The sequence below is a fragment of the Janthinobacterium sp. genome (assembly GCF_031995485.1).
Classification (GTDB): domain Bacteria; phylum Pseudomonadota; class Gammaproteobacteria; order Burkholderiales; family Burkholderiaceae_D; genus Janthinobacterium.
The window spans coordinates 14,441-33,156 of sequence record NZ_DAMAGB010000027.1; the positions used below are offsets into that span (position 1 = coordinate 14,441).

Annotated in this window: 9 protein-coding genes; all 9 read left to right on the plus strand. The window is 68.7% G+C overall.

Going from position 1 to position 18,716, the window contains the following annotated elements:
• Positions 1-30 precede the first annotated feature (30 nt).
• The 9 genes from RTQ46_RS15590 to RTQ46_RS15630 are packed head-to-tail and all read left to right on the plus strand — an operon-like array spanning position 31 to position 18,713.
• Positions 31-3,576: a DUF4132 domain-containing protein gene (locus RTQ46_RS15590; RefSeq protein ID WP_312437926.1), complete on the plus strand. Its 3,546-nt coding sequence runs from the start codon at positions 31-33 to the stop codon at positions 3,574-3,576.
• Positions 3,577-3,607: 31 nt separating this feature from the next.
• On the plus strand, positions 3,608-7,351 hold the full coding sequence (locus tag RTQ46_RS15595; RefSeq protein ID WP_312437927.1) for a DUF4132 domain-containing protein: 3,744 nt from the start codon (positions 3,608-3,610) through the stop codon (positions 7,349-7,351).
• A 42-nt stretch (positions 7,352-7,393) separates the two neighbouring features.
• Positions 7,394-11,134 carry a DUF4132 domain-containing protein gene (locus RTQ46_RS15600; protein WP_312437928.1) on the plus strand — a complete coding sequence of 1,247 codons (3,741 nt, stop codon included), beginning with the start codon at positions 7,394-7,396 and terminating at the stop codon, positions 11,132-11,134.
• The gene (locus tag RTQ46_RS15605; protein WP_312437930.1) at positions 11,128-11,382 is read left to right on the plus strand and encodes a hypothetical protein; all 255 of its coding nucleotides are present in this window, start codon (positions 11,128-11,130) and stop codon (positions 11,380-11,382) included. Before RTQ46_RS15600 ends, RTQ46_RS15605 begins: the two co-directional genes overlap by 7 nt.
• On the plus strand, positions 11,379-12,083 hold the full coding sequence (locus RTQ46_RS15610) for a hypothetical protein (protein WP_312437931.1): 705 nt from the start codon (positions 11,379-11,381) through the stop codon (positions 12,081-12,083). Before RTQ46_RS15605 ends, RTQ46_RS15610 begins: the two co-directional genes overlap by 4 nt.
• Positions 12,019-13,122, plus strand: coding sequence for an AAA family ATPase (locus RTQ46_RS15615; protein WP_312437932.1), 1,104 nt, complete (start codon positions 12,019-12,021; stop codon positions 13,120-13,122). The genes RTQ46_RS15610 and RTQ46_RS15615 overlap by 65 nt, the downstream gene beginning before the upstream one ends.
• Positions 13,113-15,575, plus strand: coding sequence for a DUF5682 family protein (locus tag RTQ46_RS15620; RefSeq protein ID WP_312437934.1), 2,463 nt, complete (start codon positions 13,113-13,115; stop codon positions 15,573-15,575). Before RTQ46_RS15615 ends, RTQ46_RS15620 begins: the two co-directional genes overlap by 10 nt.
• Positions 15,568-16,719 (plus strand): VWA domain-containing protein, encoded by a 1,152-nt coding sequence (locus RTQ46_RS15625; RefSeq protein ID WP_312437935.1) that lies wholly within the window; start codon positions 15,568-15,570, stop codon positions 16,717-16,719. The genes RTQ46_RS15620 and RTQ46_RS15625 overlap by 8 nt, the downstream gene beginning before the upstream one ends.
• A complete protein-coding gene (locus tag RTQ46_RS15630; RefSeq protein ID WP_312437936.1) occupies positions 16,716-18,713 on the plus strand; it encodes an SWIM zinc finger family protein in 1,998 nt (665 codons plus the stop codon). Before RTQ46_RS15625 ends, RTQ46_RS15630 begins: the two co-directional genes overlap by 4 nt.
• Positions 18,714-18,716: the final 3 nt, after the last annotated feature.

An 18,716-nucleotide genomic window follows, 5' to 3' on the forward strand; every position in this document is an offset into this window, starting at 1 on the left:
ACGGGACGCCTGCACACCACAAGGATGCTGATGAACGATACGAGCAAACACGCCGTCGACGGCGAACTGGCAGCGGCGCTGGAAGCCGGCCTCAAGGGCCTGGCCGCCATTGACACAGGGCTGTGGCAGCGCAGCTGCGCCTTTGTGCTGTGCGGCGAACAGAAAATCGTGCTGCAGCAGCTGCAGCAGGCTGGCTCGCACGCCGCCACCATGCTCGGTCATCCGGGCCGCCTCAGCCACGCTTTTTTCGCCATCGGCATCACCGACAAGCAAGCCAAGCTGGCGCGCGCCGGCCTGGTCGCGCGTGCCGGCTTTTACGCCATGCTCGACGCCGAGACCTTGTCTCCTGCCATGCTGGTGCGGCTGGGCAAGTTGCTGGCGGCGGGCGACCAAGGGCAATCGTTCGAGCCGACCGGCGCCAATGTGCCCGACTGGCTGCATTACCTGGTCAACGACGCGCTGTTCGGCACCTGCAGCGAAACGCGCGAGGACGCCACTTCCGCCAACCGGCGCGCCTGGAATACCCGGCTGCTGATGCGGCTGCTGGCAGCCGAAGACCTGCCCGAAGCGCTGGCGCTGGAGCTGGTATTCGAGCGCCGCCAGGTCGCCGACTACATGATCGAGCGCTGCCTGCAGCGGCTGCTGGTGCCCAATGTGATCGACAACGTGATGGAAGAACAGCCCGGCGACGTGCGCGAACTGGCGCCGCGCCTGTCGGCCCAGGGCAAGCGCGTGCTGGCCGAACGCATCGGCGGCGCCGAATCGCTGGCGCAGACCTTTGACGATGTGCTGGTGCGGCTGGCGGTCGACAGCAGCAAGACCGTGCGCGCCGCCGCCGCGCCGTTCGTCAGCGCCATCGGCGAAGAGCGCCAGCTCGAACTGCTGCGCCATTGGCTGGTGGACGGCAAGCTCGACGAGCGTACGCAGGCGGCCGAGCTGCTGGGCCGCACGCCGTCAACCGCGCGGCGCGCGCTGCTGGAGCAAGCCTACGCGAACGAATCGGGCAAGGCGGCAAGGCAGGCGATCGCCAACGCGCTGGCCCGCATGGGCGACGCGCAAACCGCAGTACTTGACGAGGCGCCGCCGCCCGCGCCCGAAGCAGAGCAGACCTTCCTGGACGACGAGGCATTGGTGATCCTGCTGGAAAACCATGTCGCGCTGCTGAAGCGGTGCGATGAAGACGCGCGCGATGAAGTGGAACAAAATCGTGGCCGGCGCGAACAGTACGATTGGGAGCAGCAGCGCAGGGAGCAGCAGCATGCAATCGGCGAGCCGCAGCTGCGCGGCGTGATCGACGCCTTCAATGGCGATGGCGACGATGCCGACCGCGCGCTGCTGAAAGACCATGCGATGCGCGAGACGATAGGCTACCGCGACCGCATCTTCGCGCTGGAAGGATTCGGGCTGCGCCAGCTGGCGCTGTGGTATGGCCCGATGCGCCAGCGCTGGCTGTCGGTGTGGAACGACGGCCCCTTGCGCGACTGGTTCGAACGGCAGGACCCGGCCAGCATCGACCTGCGCACCGTCGACACCTTGCTGCGCGAAGCCCGCGCCATGCCCGACCTGGTGGCGCTGGACTGCCTGCAGCCCGCCTGGCGCGGCTCGCCGCACGACATGCTGCCACCCGAGAGTATCTGGCCGCTGTTTTACGAACAGCCGGCGCTGATCGAGCAGGGACTGGGCCTGTCGGTGGCGCGCAGCGACATCACGCTGGAACTGGCGTGGACGCTGAAAGTGATCGGGATGTTCCCGCAGCCGCCCGTGCGCTGGCGTCCACGCCTGATGGAGCTGGCGCTGGGCGAGGGCAAAACCTATCGCCAGGGCGCGCAGGATGTCATGCGCAAGGTGCCCGATATCGGCTTGCAGGTGATCGACAGCCTGGCGTCGAATAAACAGGAAGTGCGCAGCGTGGCCGCGCGCTGGCTGGCCGACCTCGATTGCCGCGCCGCCGTGCCGGCGCTGTACCAGGCGCTCGACAAGGAAACGCGCGAAACCGTCAGCGCGGCGCTGATGGCCGCGCTGGAAACCCTGGGCGAAGACCTGGCGCCGCGCCTGCATCCCGACAAGCTGCTGGCTGACGCGCGCAAGGGCCTCAACGCCAAGGCGCCGGCGGGGCTGGCCTGGTTCCCGTTCGAGACGCTGCCTGCCTGCACATGGCACGATGGCGCGCCGGTCGAGCCGGACATCATCCGCTGGTGGGTGGTGCTGGCCTGCAAGCTGAAGGAGCCGGGCGGCAATGGACTGCTGGTCCGCTACCTCGGCTTGCTGTCGCAGGACAGCCGCGCCGCGCTGGGTTCCACGATACTGCGCGCCTTTGTCGCCTATGACGAAAGCCGCGGCAGCGTGATCGGCGAGAAGGGCATCCTGGCACTGGCGGCCTACGCGCCGGGAGCGGAAGCGGTCGGGCTGCTGCAGGCTTATATGCGCGCCTTTCATGTGCGGCGCGCGCAGATCGAAGCGATGCTGGAAAGCCTGGCCGGCGGCATGGACCCAGCCGTGATCCAGCTGCTGCTGGGCGTGTCGCGCCGCTACCGTACCGCGTCGGTGCAGGACAAGGCGCGCGACCTGGTCGACCAGATAGCCGAACGGCGCGGCTGGAGCGAAGACCAGCTGGCCGACCGCACGGTGCCCACCGGCGGACTCGATGACGATGGCCGGCTGGAGCTCGATTACGGCGGCCGGCAGTTCGTGGTCACGCTCGACGCGGCATTGAAACCGGTGCTGCGCAATGCGGACGGCAAGGAAGTCAAGGCGCTGCCGGAGCCGCGCCAGGGCGACGACGCCGACAGCATCAGGGAAGCGAAACAGGCGCTGGCCGGCTGCAGGAAGGAACTGAAACAGGTGGTCACGATGCAGGCCGCGCGCCTGTACGACGCCATGTGCACGGGCCGCAGCTGGCCGGTCGCGGAGTGGCAAGCCTACCTGGCCGGCCACCCGATCGTCGGGCGCCTGGTGCAGCGTTTGCTGTGGCTGGCGGACGATGGCGCAGGCGCACCGCAGGTCGTGCGTCCCACCGAAGACGGCAGCCTGATCGACGCGGACGACAACGAGGTGGCGCTGGCGCCCGGCAGCGTGCTGCGCCTGGCGCACGCCTCGCTGCTCGAACCCGCGCAGGTGGCAGCCTGGCAGCGCCATCTGAAGGATTACAAGGTCAAGCCGCTGTTCGAGCAGTTGCAGCGCGTGTCGCCCGACGCCGCCCTGCTGACGGACATCGATATCGGCGACCGGCTGGGCTGGGTCAGCGACGCATACACCTTGCGCAGTGCCTTTGGCAAGCTCGGCTACCAGCGCGCGCAGGCCGAGGAAGGCGCCATCTTCGACCATTACTACAAGGAGTTTGGCGGCGCTGACCTGCGCGTGGTGATCCACTTTTCCGGCAATGCGCTGCCCGAGGACAACCTGCCGGCCGCCCTGAAACAGCTGAGCTTCGAGCGCCTGTCGGGCCCATGGAAGCAGCGCGCCATGCGGCCGTCCGAGGTGCCGCCAGTGCTGCTGGCCGAAGCCTATAACGATTACCTGGCGGTGGCGGCGCAGGGCGCCTTCGACGCCGGCTGGGAAGACAAAATGCCCTGGTAGGGCTTTGATGACAAAAAAGGATAGACGACACATGTTCAAGAAAATACTGGAAGCGGCGCAGCAGGCGGCGGGTCTCGACGACTACGCGCAATTGAAAAAGGGTTTGCGCGGACTGACGCAAATCTCCACGCCGCTGTGGGAGCGCGCCTGCGACTTTGTCTGCAACGGCGGCGACCCCGACGTGCTGCTGGCGCTGCAAAAGGAGGCGCCGCGCGGCGGCCTGTTGCTGGGCAGGCCGGGGCGGCTGGTCAGCGGTTTTTACAGCTATAACATGGACAAGAAAGACGGCGCGCTGGCGTCCGAAAGCCTGCGCCACCGGCACCAGTTCTATGCGCAGTTCGATGCCGGCAAGCTCGACGCGGATGTGCTGATCCGCCTGGGCAAGCTGCTGCAGGCGGCCGACCAGGGCGACTCGCTCGACCGCGGCGGCGCGCCCGTGCCGGACTGGCTGCACTATGTCGTCAACGACGCGCTGCATGCGAGCTTTGACGACACGCGCGCCACGGCCACCGTGGTGAACCGGCGCGGCTGGCATGTGGGACTGCTGGTGCGCCTGTTGACCGTTGAGGGCGAACCGGAAATCGGCGCGCTGCAAATGGTGTTCGAGCGCAGCGCCCTGTCCGATTACGAGCGCGACCGCGCGATGCCGTACCTGCTGGCGGCCGGCGCGCTGGACGAGTACATGCTGGCGCACGCAGAGCTGGTGGAGCAATTGCCGGGCCTGTTGTCGGCCAGCGGCAAGGTGCAGCTGGCGCGGCGCTTGGGCAGCGCACCGGCGCTGGCCGAGCGCTTTGCGGCGATCCTGGTGCGCCTGGCCGTCGATGGCGGCAAGACCGTGCGCACGGAAGCGGCGCCGCACCTGGCGGCGATTCCCGCAGAGCGCCGCGTCGCGCTGCTGCAGCAGTTGCTGGTGACGGGCAAGACGGAAGAGCGGGTGCAGGCGGCCGAGCTGCTGGGACGCGGCCTGGGGCCGCAACAGGCGGCACTGCTGGAAGACGCGCTGGCGGCGGAAACGAGCAAGCCGGTGCAGGCGGCGATCCGCAATGCGCTGTCGTGGCTAGGCGCGGCCAGCGATGCGGGGGCCGGCGAACTGCATGTGCCGCCGCTGCCGCCCGCGCCGCCGGCCACCCGGCTCGGCGACGACGCGTTGCAGCTGCTGCGCGCCAATCACGCCGCGCTGCTGGCCAAGTACCGCATCGAAGCGCAACAGGAGCGCGAGCAGAACCAGCTGGGCAAGCACAAATACACATGGCAGCAGGCCGCGCTGAAGCGCTACGAGGCGCTGAAGGACGACTACCTGGCAGGCGCCATCCGCGTGCTCAATGGCGAGGGCCAGAAGGGCGACGACCAGCCTTTGAGAAACAACCTGGTGACCAGCGTGGTCGAGTTCCAGGGCAAGCTGGCGGCCTTGCCGGAATTCGGCATGGCGCAGATGACGCGCTGGATCATCGCCACGCAGCGCAATAGCCAGCGCTTCTGGCATGACGGCTTCTTCCAGCAATGGCTGGCGCGCCAGGATCAGGCGGCGTTCGACCTGCGCCTGCTGGACCGCGCCATGCGCGAAGCGGGCGACCAGCACGACAGCGTGGCCATGGTCTGCCTGGCCAGCAGCTGGTGGGGCGGCAAGCCGCAGCAGATGCTGGACGCCGCCATGGTCTGGCCGCTGTTTGCCGAACGCACGGAACTGATCGACCAGGGACTGGGCCTGCGCGCGGTGGAAAAGCGCCAGGGCGTCTCGCCACCGGAACTGGGCACCACGCTGGAAGTGCTGGCGATGTTCCCCACCTTGCCGGTGCAATGGCTGCCGCGCGTGATGGAGTTTGCGCTCGGCGAGGGCAAGCAATACCGCGCTGCCGCCCAGCAGGTGCTGGCCGGCCTGCCCGACATCGGCAAGCGCGTGGCCGAATCGCTGGGCTCGAGCAAGCAGGACATGCGCATCGGCGCGGCGCGCTGGCTGGCCGACCTCGATTACCGCGCCGCCGTGCCGGCGCTATACCAGGCGCTGGACAAGGAGTCGCGCGAAACCGTGATTGCCGCGCTGCTGACGGCGCTGGAAAAGCTGGGCGAGGATTTGAGTGCGCGCCTGTCGCCCGAAGTGCTGCTGGCCGCCGCGCGCAAGGGCCTGAAGGGCAAGGCGCCGGTCGGCCTGGCCTGGTTTGCGTTCGAGGCGCTGCCGGCCTGCCGCTGGACCGATGGCTCGCCGGTGGAGCCGGACATCATCCGCTGGTGGGTGGTGCTGGCCTGCAAACTCAAGGAGCCGGGCGGCAATGGCCTGCTGCTGCGCTATCTGAGCCTGCTCGACGAGGGCAGCCGCGCGGCGCTGGGCGAAACCATCCTGCGCCAGTTTATCGCCCAGGATACGCGCGGGCCCAGCATGGAGGTGGCCACCGCGCACGCCGAAGCGCAGGCGCCCGGCCGCTACCAGGGCTACCAGGACAGCGCCAAACGCTATCCCGAGTATTACGGCGCGCAGGGCAAGCTGACGCCGGAACAGGTGTTCGACGAAGTGCGGCGCGAAAAGCTGGCCGAATACCTGGGCAGCGCCATCGGCGAAAAAGGCATCCTGGCGCTGGCCGCGCATACGCCGGGCCACCTGGCGGTAAGCCTGATGCAAGCTTATATCCGCGACCATTATCCGCGCCGCGCGCAGATCGAGGCAATGCTCGACGGCCTGGCCGACGGCTATGATCCGGCCGTGATCCAGCTGCTGCTGGGCATTGCGCGCCGCTACCGTACCGCCTCGGTGCAGGAAAAGGCGCGCCTGCTGGTCGAGCGCATCGCGCAGGGCAAGGGCTGGAGCCAGGATCAGCTGGGCGACCGCACGATCCCGACCGGCGGCTTCGACGACAGCGGCCGGCTCGAGCTGCCGTATGGCGAACGCGTGTTTGTCGTGACGCTGGACGGCGCCATGAAGCCGGTGCTGCACAACCCGGATGGCAAGGAAATCAAGGCGCTGCCCGAGCCGCGCCAGGACGAAGCGCCGGAACTGGCCAAGGAAGCCAAGCAGCAGCTCTCCAGCAGCAAGAAGGAGCTCAAGCAGGTCATCACCATGCAGACGGCGCGCCTGTACGAAGCGATGTGCGCGGGCCGCGTGTGGCCGGCGGGCGATTGGAGCGAGTACCTGCTGCGCCATCCGATCGTCGGGCGCCTGGTGCAGTCGCTGGTGTGGATATGCGAAGATGACGGCGGGCAGACCCTGCTGCGTCCAAGCGATGATGGCAGCCTGCTCGACGTGCATGACGACGAAGTCGAACTGAAGGAAAGCAGCCGCTTGCGCCTGGCGCACGCCTCGCTGCTCGATGCGGAGCAAATCGCCGCCTGGCAGCGCCATTTCAAGGATTACAAGCTCAAGCCGCTGTTCGACCAGCTGGCGCACCAGTTGCCCGACGCCTCGCTGATGGCCGGCCGCGAAATCGCCGACCGCCAGGGCTGGGTCGGCGACACCTTCGGCTTGCGCGGCGCCTTCGGCAAGCAGGGCTACCTGCGCGGCCAGGCCGAAGATGGCGGCGTGTTTACCGAGTACCACAAGGACTTCCCGAGCGCCGGCCTGCGCGCGCAGATCGAGTTTTCCGGCAGCGGCCTGCCCGAAGAGCAGATGGCGGCGGCGCTCAAGACACTGGCCTTCTACCGCCTGCCGCAGTCCTGGCGCGACGAAGCGGTGCCGCTGGCCGACGTGCCGCCGGTGCTGCTGGCCGAAGCGTATGCCGACTATCATGCCGTGGCGAGATCGACGGGCGGCCATGACGCGCAGTGGGAAAGCAAGATGCCATGGTAAGCCTGCCATCAACGACTCATGTGAGCCACAGGGAACCGGGACATGCCTGATGAACTGTTGGAAGCACTGCCCGAAGCGGCGAACGCGGACCAGTACGCGCAACTGAAAAAGGGCCTGGCCGCCTTGAACCTGATTTCTTCCGGGCTGTGGCAGCGCGCCTGCGATTTTGTCTGCGCCGGCGGCGACCCGGCGGTACTGCTGGAATTGCAGGCGGCCGCGCCCCTGGCCGGTTCGCTGCTGGGCAAGCCTGGCCGTATCGATGGCTATTTTCACCCGCAGGACCTGGGCCGGCTGGAGGGCGCGCGGGCGGCCGAAAGCCTGCGCCACCGGCACCAGTTTTACGCGCAGGCCGATGTATCGGCGATGGAGGCGGAAGTGCTGGTCAGGCTGGGCAAGCTGATGCAGGCGGCCGACCAGGGCCAGTCGCTCGAACGCTGCGGCGCTGCCGTGCCCGACTGGCTGCACTACCTGGTCAACGACGCGCTGCACGCCAGCTTCAGCGAGACGCGCGCGCGGGCCACGGTGGTGAACCGGCGCGGCTGGGGCGCGGCCTTGCTGGCGCGCCTGCTGCTGGCCGAAGGCGAAGCGGAGATGGCCGCCTTGCAGATGGTCTTCGAGCGCAGCGCGATCAGGGAATATGAACGCGACAGCGCCCTGGCTTTCCTGCTCGCGCCCGGTGCCCTGGACGAGTACATGCTTGCGCGTGCATCGCTGGTGGAGCGGTTGCCAGCCTTGCTGTCGTCCAGCGGCAAGCTGCTGCTGGCGCGCCGCCTCGGTGGCGCACCGGCGCTGGCCGATGCCTTTTCCGCCGTCCTCGTGCGGCTGGCGGTCGACAGCGGCAAGGCCGTGCGCACGATGGCGGCGCCCTATATGGCGGCCATTCCCCAGGAACACCGCGTCGCCCTGTTGCGGCAGTGCCTGCTGACCGGCAAGACCGATGAGCGTGTGCAGGCGGCCGAGCTGCTGGCACGAGGGCTGGGGCCGGAGCAGAGCGCCATGCTGGCAGAGGCGCTGGCGAAGGAAACCAGCAAGCCGGTCCAGGCGGCGCTGCGCAATGCGCTGTCGTGGCTGGGCGCGGCCAGCGACGCGGGCAAGGGCGAACTGCCGGACGCGCCCATGCCGGCCATGCCGCCGGCGGCCATGCTGGGCGACGAGGCGCTGGAACTGCTGCTGGCCAACCACGCCGCGCTTCTGGCCAGGTACCGTGCCGACGCGCAGCAGGAAATCGACGAAAACAGGAGCGGCGAACACCGATACAAATGGCGGCAGGAGCGACTGAAACGCTATGAGGGGCTCAATCCGGCCTGGCTGGAAGGCGCGATCCGCGTGCTCAATGGCGAAGGCAGCAAGGCAAACGCCGGGCCGATGAAAAACAGCCTGCTGCACGAGCCGATCGAGTACCAGGGCAAGTTGTCGGCCTTGCCGGAATTTGGCCTGCTGCAGATGGCGCGCTGGATCGTGGCCTCGCGCCAGAACAGTCACCAGTTCTGGCAAGACGCGTTTTTCCAGCAATGGCTGGCGCGCCAGGACCTGGCGGCCTTTGATCTGCGCCTGCTCGACCAGGCCATGCGCGACGCTGGCGATGACAACGATAGCGTCGCCACGGCGTGCATGGCATCGAACTGGCATGGCGCCAGGCCGCAGCAGATGCTGGCGCCCGGCCTGGTCTGGCCCCTGCTTGCCGAGCGTCCCGAACTGATCGAGCAGGGACTGGGCCTGCGTGCCGCCGAACGGCGCGGCAGCGTGCTGCCCGAGCTCGGTACCACGCTGGAACTGCTGGCCACTTTCCCTGTCGTGCCGGCGCAGTGGCTGCCGCGCATGATGGAACTGGCGCTGGGCGAAGGCAGGCAGCACCGCGCCACGGCGCAGCAAATCCTCGGCAAGATGCCCGATATCGGCAAGCGCGTGGCCGAGTCGCTCGAATCGGGCAAGCAGGAGCTGCGCATCGGCGCGGCGCGCTGGCTGGCCGATCTCGGTCACCGCGCCAGCGTGCCCGCGCTGTACCAGGCGCTGCACAAGGAGACGCGCGAAACCGTGATCGCCGCGATCCTGACGGCGCTGGAAAAACTGGGCGAGGATCTGTCGCCGCGCCTGTCGCCGGCCGTCCTGCTGGGTGAGGCGCGCAAGGGCCTGAAGGGCAAGGCGCCGGTCGGCCTGGCCTGGTTCCCCTGGGAGCGCCTGCCGGCCTGCCGCTGGAATGACGGCACGCCGGTCGGTGCGGAAATCCTGCGCTGGTGGGTGGTGCTGGCCTGCAAGCTCAAGGAGCCGGGCGGCAATGCGCTGCTGCTGCGCTACCTGGGCCTGCTCGACGAGGCCAGCCGCGCGGCGCTGGGCGAGACCATGCTGCGCCTGTTTATCGAACAGGATGTGCGCGGCCCCAGTCTGGAAGTGGCCACTGCCGAGGCGACAGCCCTCGCGCCGCAGCAGTATCAGAGCTACCAGGATGACGCCAGGCGCTATCCCGAATATTACGCCGAGAAAGGCAAGCTGACCCTCGACCAGGTCTTCGATGAAATCCGCCGCGCCAGGATGGCCGAATACCTGGGCAGCGCGATTGGCGAAAAGGGCATCCTGGCGCTCGCTGCGCATGCGCCCGGCCACGTGGCCGTCAGCCTGCTGCAAGGCTATCTGCGCGACCATTATCCGCGCCGCGCGCAGATCGAGGCGATGCTCGATGCGCTGGCCGATGGCATGGACGCGGCCGTGATCCAGCTGCTGCTGGGCATCGCGCGCCGCTACCGGACCGCCTCGGTCAAGGAAAAGGCGGGCCAGCTGGTCGAGCGCATCGCGCAGGGCAAGGGCTGGACCCGGGATCAGCTTGGCGACCGCACCATCCCGAGCGCCGGCTTCGATGACGCCGGCCGCCTGGACCTGTCGTATGGCGAGCGCGTATTCGTCGTGACGCTCGATGGCGCCATGAAGCCGGTGCTGCGCAACGCCGAAGGCAAGGAAATCAAGGCCTTGCCCGAGCCGCGCCAGGATGAATCGGCCGAACTGGCCAGGGAAGCGAAGCAGCAGCTGGCGGTGTGCAAAAAGGAACTGAAACAGATCATCGCGATGCAGACGGCGCGCCTGTACGAGGCCATGTGTACCGGGCGCGCGTGGCCGGCGCAGGAGTGGCGCGAGTACCTGCTGCAGCACCCGGTCGCCGGGCGCCTGGTGCAGACGCTGGTGTGGATCAGCGACGAGGACGGCGTGCAAACCCTGCTGCGCCCGGGCGACGACGGCAGCCTGCTCGACGCGCATGACGACGAGGTCGCGCCAGGCAAAGGGGCAAGCCTGCGCCTGGCGCATGCGTCGCTGATGACGCCAGAGCAGGTCGCCGCCTGGCAGCGCCACTTCAAGGATTACAAGGTCAAGCCGCTGTTCGAACAGCTGGCGCACCAGCTGCCCGAGGCGTCGCTGATGGCCGGCAGCGAGATCGCCGACCGCGAGGGCTGGGTCGGCGACACCTTCGGCTTGCGCAGCGCGTTTGGCCAGCGGGGCTACCTGCGCGGCGCGGCCGAGGATGGCGGCATCTTCACCGAGTATCACAAGGATTTCCCCAGCGTGGCTTTGCGTGCGGTGATCGAGTTTTCCGGCAGCGCCCTGCCGGAAGAGCTGGTGCCCGCCGCCCTGCAGACCCTGGCGTTTTACCGCTTGCCGCAGGCGTGGGGCGACACGCCGCTGGCGCTTTCGGACGTGCCGCCGGTGCTGCTGGCCGAAACTTACGCCGATTATCATGCCGTGGCCAGCTTATGTGGCGGTTATGATCCGCAGTGGGGGAGCAAGGTGCCATGGTAAGGGACGCAGCGCAACTGCCGGTGATCGAGTTGAAAGCGCAGCAGCAGGCCTGGTCGGACGGCCTGCGCGGGCTGTCCCTGCTCGACGAGGGCCTGTGGCAGCGTGCCTGCGCCTGGGTGCGCGATGGCAGCGGCGAGGCGGTGCTGGCCGAACTGCATGCTTGTGCGCCGCGCGCCGGCCGCCTGCTGGGGCAACCGGGCCGTATGTACCGCCGCCTGGAGCTCCTGCCCGATGAACCCGATGCGTGATTCTCGATGAAGCGATGAAACCGGTCCTGCATAATGCCGAAGGACGGCCGGTCGTGTCGCTGCCCGAACCTCGCCCGCACGATGCGCCGGCCAGCATCAAGGAAGCCAGACAGCGGCTGTCCGCCTGCCGCAAGCAGCTGGCGCATGCGACACTGCTGGAGCCGGCGCAAGTGAGCGCGTGGATGCGGCATCTGCGCGATTACAAGCTCGCGCCGCTGTTTGCGCAACTGCACCATGCGGCGCCGCCGTCCGCCTTGCGGGCAGGGCCGCATATCGAGGACCGGCTGGGCTGTCTGAGCGACAACTTCGCCTTGCGCGGCGCCTTTGCCAAACGCGGCTACGTACGCGAGGCCGCCATCGATGGCGGCATGTTCGAGGCGTACCGCAAGGATTTTTCCGGCGCCGGACTGCGCGTGCGCATATCTTTTTCGGGGCAGCCTGCTGCCCGAGGAACGCCAGCCGGCCGCGCTCAAGGCGCTGGCCTTCCAGCGTCTGCCCGGCCTGCTTGCGGTGCCACTGGAGCAGGTGCCTGGCGTGTTGCTGGCCGAAGCCTATGCGGATTATCATGCGGTGGCCACCAGCGGCGCCTACGACGAACATTGGGAAAGCAAAGTGCCTTTTTAGGCGAAAGACGATATGAGCGAGACAGACAACCACCCTCACGCGGTGCGCCGCAGCGCCGAACAGCGCCATGCCGATGAACTCGAACGGCTGAAGCAAGCCGATACCGATCCGCGTCCGGAAGGCTGGCTGCTGTCGCCGCGCGCCGTGCGCCGCTTTATCCTCGGCGATGCGGCACTGAAGGTGAGCCGCAAGTTCTATGGCGACGATCCGCTGGTCGACCGCGCCATCGTCACCTTGATGGGCCACCAGGGCCTGATGCTGGTGGGCGAGCCGGGCACGGCCAAGTCGCTGCTGTCCGAATTGCTGGCGGCGGCCATCAGCGGCGACTCGGCACTGGCGATCCAGGGCACGGCCGGCACCACCGAGGACCATATCAAGTATTCGTGGAACTACGCGCTGCTGCTGGCCGAAGGCCCGAGCCGGCGCGCGCTGGTGCCGTCGCCCCTGTTCCAGGGCATGGAGGCGGGCAAGCTGGTGCGCTTCGAGGAGATCACGCGCTGCGCGCCCGAGATGCAGGATGTGCTCATTTCGCTGATGTCGGAAAAGCAGCTGATGATTCCCGAACTCGGTGGCGACGCGCGCGTGCATGCGCGGCGCGGCTTCAATATCATCGCCAGCGCCAACTTGCGCGACCGGGGCGTGCATGAAATGTCGTCGGCGCTGAAACGCCGCTTCAATTTCGAGACCGTCAAGCCGATCCGCGACCACGGTTTTGAAGTCGAACTGGTGATGCAGCAGCTGGCGCGCGAACTGGACGCCATCGGCGCCACCGTGGTCGTCAACCGCGAGGTGGTCGAACTGCTGGTGACCACCTTCCAGGAACTGCGCGCCGGCCAGACGCGCGACGGCGCGGCCATCAAGACGCCGGACGCCGTGATGTCGAGCGCGGAAGCGGTCAACGTGGTGTATGCGGCCTCGCTCGAAGCGCTGCATTTCGGCGACGGCACCCTGCGCCCGCGCGAGCTGGCCAACCAGCTGCAGGGCGTGGTGTTGAAGGACAATGCGGACGACATCAAGCGCGTGCGCCATTATTTCGATACCGTGGTGCGCGAGCGGGGACGGCGCGACGATTTGTGGAAAAGCTTCGGCGAGGCGGCGCGTCAGCTATGGCTGTAGTGCTGCCGGCCGCCCTGGCCGCCGCGCGTGAACGGCTGTTTGCCGACGGCCTGTATTTCGCGCCGCTGCGCCACCACAGCCCGGCCTGCGCGTTTGCCTTGCAGGCGATGCTGCGCGAGCTGCGCCCTGCCGCCGTGCTGATCGAAGGGCCGGACGGCTTTACGGACATGCTGCCGCTGCTGCTCGACGAGCGCACGCGCCCACCGGTGGCGCTGCTGTGCCAGACGCGTGCGCCGGCAGTCGACGGACAGGCGCACACGCAGTCGGCGTTCTTCCCGTTCTGCGACTACAGCCCGGAATGGGTGGCACTGAAAACAGGGCAGGAGACCGGCGCGCAGCTGGCCTTTATCGACCTGCCGTGGCAGGCGCGTGCCGGCAAGGAACACAACGATCACGAGGCGCGCAGCCTGATGGCCGAACGCTATCTGGCGCACAGCAGCTATCTGAACGCGCTGGCACGGAGCGCCGGTTGCCGCGACCAGGATGAATTGTGGGACCACCTGTTCGAGTCGCGCCCGCGCGCCGCGCTGCTCGACTGGCGCGCGCTGTTTGGCGACGTATTTGCCTATTGCGCCATGGCGCGCCTCGATTATGAACCGGCGGTGCTGGAGGCGGAAGGCAGCCTGCCGCGCGAGCGCCATATGGCGGCGCATATCGCGCGCTGGCGCAGCCAGGTAGCCGGTCCCATCGTGGTGGTGACGGGCGGTTTTCATACCAGCGCGCTGATCGGGCTGCTCGCTGCCGCCAAAACCGCGCCCGCAGCGGTGGCCGCCACTGCCACCCCCAGCTGGCTGATACGCTACAGCTTTGAACGGCTCGACGCCCTGAATGGCTATGGCGCGGGCATGCCGGCGCCGGCCTACTACCAGGCGGCATGGGAGGCGCTGCAGGCAGGCGGCGGCGAGCACCATCTGGCGGTCGCCGTCGACCAGTTGACGGCGCTGGCCCAGCACAGCCGTGCGCGCGGACTGCAGGACCGCATCTCCACCGCCGAAGTGCAGGCCGCCGTGCTGCAGGCGGCGCGCCTGGCGGCCCTGCGCGGCCATGCGGGGCCGGGCCGCATGGACCTGCTCGACGCCATGCGCTCGTGCTTTGTAAAAGGCGCCATCGACGACGGCATGCAGGGTTTGCTGGACGATGTACGGCGCCAGATGACGGGCAGCCGCCTGGGCGACGTGCCGCCGTCGGCCGGCTCCCCGCCGCTGGTGGAAGACGCGCGCGCCGAGGCGCGCCGCCATGGCCTGCGCCTGGACGACGGCGCACAGCGGCTGGCGCGGCTCGACCTGTACCGCAAGGACCGGCATCGCCAGCGCAGCCGCTATTTTCAGCTGATGCAGTACCTCGACACGGGCCTGGCGCGCTGGCAGGGCGGGCCCGATTTTCTGTCCGGCAGCCGGCTGGAACTGCTGTTCGAGGAATGGTCGTATGCGTGGACGCCGCTGGTCGAAGCGCGCCTGATCGAACTGGCGTCTGACGGCGCGACGCTGGCGGAAGTGGCGCTGGCGCGCCTGCTGCGCGAGGAGCAGGCGCTGGGCGCGGCGGGCAAGGCCCGCTCGGCCGGCAGCGCCGCCGCCCTGCTGGTGCGCGCCTGCGTGATCGGCCTGCATGAACGGCTGCCGGACTTGCTGGAACTGCTGTCGCACCATCTCGACGAGGACCCCGATTTCGCCTCGGTGGTAGCCTGCGGCCATGCGCTGGTGACGCTGTGGCGCGCGCGCGAGCCGCTGGGCGTGCGCGAGCATCCGGGCGTGCTGCAGCTGATGCGGCGCGTGTGGCCGGCCGCGCTGTTTTTGCTGCCGGGCCTGGCCGATACGGCGCCCGAGGCCGAAAGCGCGCAGGTGGGGCAGTTGCTGGCCCTGCGCGAATTCGGCCGCGCCGCGCGCAGCGCCCTGGCCGCGGACGACGCCGGCCTCGCCTTCGAGTTGGACGACCTGCATCGCCACCTGGCTGGCCTGACGCAGCGCCGCGACGGCGCGCCCGGTATCTGCGGCGCGGCGGCCGCCCTGCTGTTTCTCGATGGCGCCTGGGACGAGCGGCAGTTGTCGCAGCTGCTGGAGCAGCGCTTCGGTGCCGGCGCTACGCCGCAGGACGCCGTGCGCTTCCTGTCCGGCCTGATGGCGGCGGCGCCCGAGCTGCTGTTGACGCAAGCGGGGCTGCGGCGCAGTTTCAATACGCTGGTCGGCGGCTGGGACGAGGACAGCTTTATCCATTATCTGCCCGACCTGCGGCTGGCATTCACGGGCTTGAAGCCGCAGGAAACGGGAGAACTGGCCGAGGCGCTGGCGGTGCTGAACGGCGCCGCGCCCGAGGCGCTGCAGGCCGAGCTCCATTACGACGTCAGCGAAAGCGAGATGCTGGCCGGCGGACGGCTGAACGCGGCGCTACTGGCCTGCCTGGCGCGCGACGGCCTGGCCGGCTGGTTCGACACGACACCGGAGACGCCGCATGGCTGACAGCACCGACAACCCGAATAACGCTGAACTGCTGCGCCGCTGGCGCCTGATCCTCGGTCGCTATGCGCAGCCCTTGCAGGGCGAGGGCTGGTCGCAACAGGACGGCCGGCTGGACGCCAGTCTCGACTACCTGTATGGCCGCGAATATGAACGCAAGGGCATGCTGCTCGGCGGGCGTGCCGGCGGTGGCGGCTCGCTTGACCCCAGCCAGCTGCGCGCCATCGACTGGCTGAACCAGGCGCGCAAGCTCTTTCCGCAGGATGTGTATGAGCGCGTGCAGGGCCATGCGATCGAACGCTATGAACTGAGCGGCCTGCTGCGCGACCCGGCTGTCCTGGCCAGCCTGGAGCCGAACCAGGCGCTGGCGCGCGCGCTGATCGGCATGCGCGGGCGCCTGAGCGCCGACATGCACGATGCGGTGCGGGCGGTTATCCGCCGCGTGGTCGAGGAAATCACCGAGCGCCTGCGCAAGGATTTCGTCAACGCGGTAACGGGGCGGCGCAACCGCTTTCGCCGCACGCAGATGAAAAGCGCGCAGAACTTCGACTGGCGCGCCACCATCGCCGCCAACCTGAAACACTTCGACGTGGCAAGCCAGCGCATGGTGATCGCGCGGCCCATCTTCAATGCACGCGTCAAGCGCAGCCTGCCGTGGGACGTGATCCTGTGCGTCGACCAGAGCGGCTCGATGATGGATTCGGTGATCTATGCGGCGGTGGTGGCCGGCATTCTGTCGAGCCTGCCCGCGGTCAATGTGCGGCTGGTGGTGTTCGATACCAGCGTGGTCGACCTGACGCATCTGGCCAGCGACCCGGTCGAAGTGCTGCTGACGGTGCAGCTGGGCGGCGGCACCAATATCGGCCGCGCGGTGCAGTATTGCGAACAGCTGGTGACCACGCCGCAGCGCACGATTTTTGCCCTGATCAGCGACTTCGAGGAGGGCGCGCCGCCGGCGCCGCTGCTGGCGTCATTGAAACGCATGGCCGAATCGCGCGTGACCCTGCTGGGCCTGGCCGCGCTCGACGAGCGCGCGCAGCCCGTCTACGACCATGGCATGGCGCAGCGTCTCGCGGATCAGGGCATGCACGTGGCGGCACTGACGCCGCAGCATTTTGCCGAGTGGCTGGCGGGGGTGATGCAATGAGCTGGCAAGCCGTGTATCGCAGTTTTGACGACGACAGCCTGGCCACGCTGGCCAATGCGGGCCTGCTGCGCCGCGCCCTGAAAGATGTCGAGGCGGGCAAGGTGAGCTGGCAGGGCGATGCCGGCGGCGTCGTGCTGGCCGACGGCCAGCAGGTGACGCTGGACGGCGGCGGGCCGCAAAAGGCGCGCTGCGATTGTCCCGCCCCCGGCATCTGCAAGCATATCCTGGCCGCCAGCGTCTGGCTGCGCGAGCTGCCCGATGACAGCGCAAGCGATGCGCCAGCGGCCGGCGTGCTCGATGAGGTGCTGGCGCAGGACAGCGCGGCCATCTGCAAGCAGGCCGGCAAGCCGGCCGTGCGCCAGGCGCTGGCGTGGCTGAATGAAGGCGCTCAGGTCGAGGCCACGGTGGTTCAGGCGCGGCTGCAGATGGAACTGCCGTCGTTGAAGCTGGCGTGCAGCTATCTGCTGGGCGCCGGTTATCAGGGCATGGTGTCCGATGTGCCGGTGGCGCTGCGCAAGGCGCTGCACCTGTATGCGCTGGCGTGCGTGTGGCGCGCGCACGGCCGGGAGTTTGCGTGGCCGGCCGGCGTGGCAAGCACGCCGCCGGACGAATCCGAAGGCGTCAGCAGCGCCGAGCTGCTGTTCCTGGCCCAGGTGCGGCGCCTGCTGGGCGAGCTGCATGATAACGGCCTGTCGCACGCCAGCGCGGTAGCCGCCGGCCAGCTGCGTGCACTGACGATGTCGGCACGCGGCGAGGGCCTGCCGCGCCTGGCCGCCATGCTGCGCGGCCTGGGCGGCACGCTCGATCTGCTGGTGCGGCGCGACTACCAGGCCAGCGAACGCCAGGCCTTCGACCAGATGGCAACCATTTACGCGCTGTGCGCGGCGCTCGAACACGCCACCGGCGCACCGCTGCAGCGGCTGCGCGGCCAGGCGCGGCGCAGCTTTGACGCCGCAGGCGAGCTCCCCCTGGAGCTGCTGCCGCTGGGCGCCTGCTGGTGGGAGACGCGCGGCGGCGCGCACGGCCTGACGCTGTCGTTCTGGGATCATGCGGCCGGCCGCATCGTGCAGGCGGTGCTGGCGCGGCCCGACGCCACCGACCGCTCATTTACGCGCGAGTCGAGCTGGAATGCGATCAGCCTGTGGCCCGGCGCCGGCAGCGCGCAGCGGCTGTGCGAGCAGGGGCTGGTATTGAACGGCGCTTCGCTGGCTGCCGACGGGCGCCTGGGCATGGACAGCGGCGCGCGCGCGACGCCGGCGCCGCTATGGGAACTCGACGATGCGCGCTGGCAGGCGCTGGGTTTTGACGACTGGAGCGCGCTGGCCGCTTTTATCAGCGACAACGTCGGACTGGCGGCGGACCCGGTCGACTGCGTGCTGCTGCGGCCAAAGGCGGTGGCGTCGCCGCAGCTCGATGAAGTGCGCCAGCAGCTGGACTGGCAGGTCTTCGACGCCAGTGGTGAAGTGTTGACTCTGCAGATTCCCGCCTTGCCCAGGCTGCGCGCGCGCATCGCGCGGCTGCAGGCGGCGGTGAGCGATGGCGCCGACATCCGCGCCGTGCTGGCCAGCCGCGCGCGCGAAGAATCCGATGGCTGGCAGCCAGTGTCGCTGCTGATCGCCAAGAACGGCAAGCTGCGCGTGGTATCGCTCGACTTCGCGGTCGATGCCGGCAAGCTGCCGTCGGCGCTGGCGCGTTTTTTTAAGAGCCTGGCCGGCACCAGCATGGCGCCGCCGGTGGCGCAGCAGACCTCCAGCGTCGCGCTGGTGCTGGCGCAGGTGCTCGACCTGCTGGCGCTGCAGGCGCGCAGCGGCCGGCCGCGCCTGGAGATGGACGTGGCCAACGAGCTGGCGCGCCATGGCGCCACCTTGCGCGCGCTGGGACTGGACCTGCCAGCCCGTTTGCTGATGGACTATCTGCGTGCGCCGCAGGCCGGCCAGGCATTGCGGCTGGCCCATGTCTGTACCACGTGCCTGGCGCTGGAGGCGGCCGGATAAACC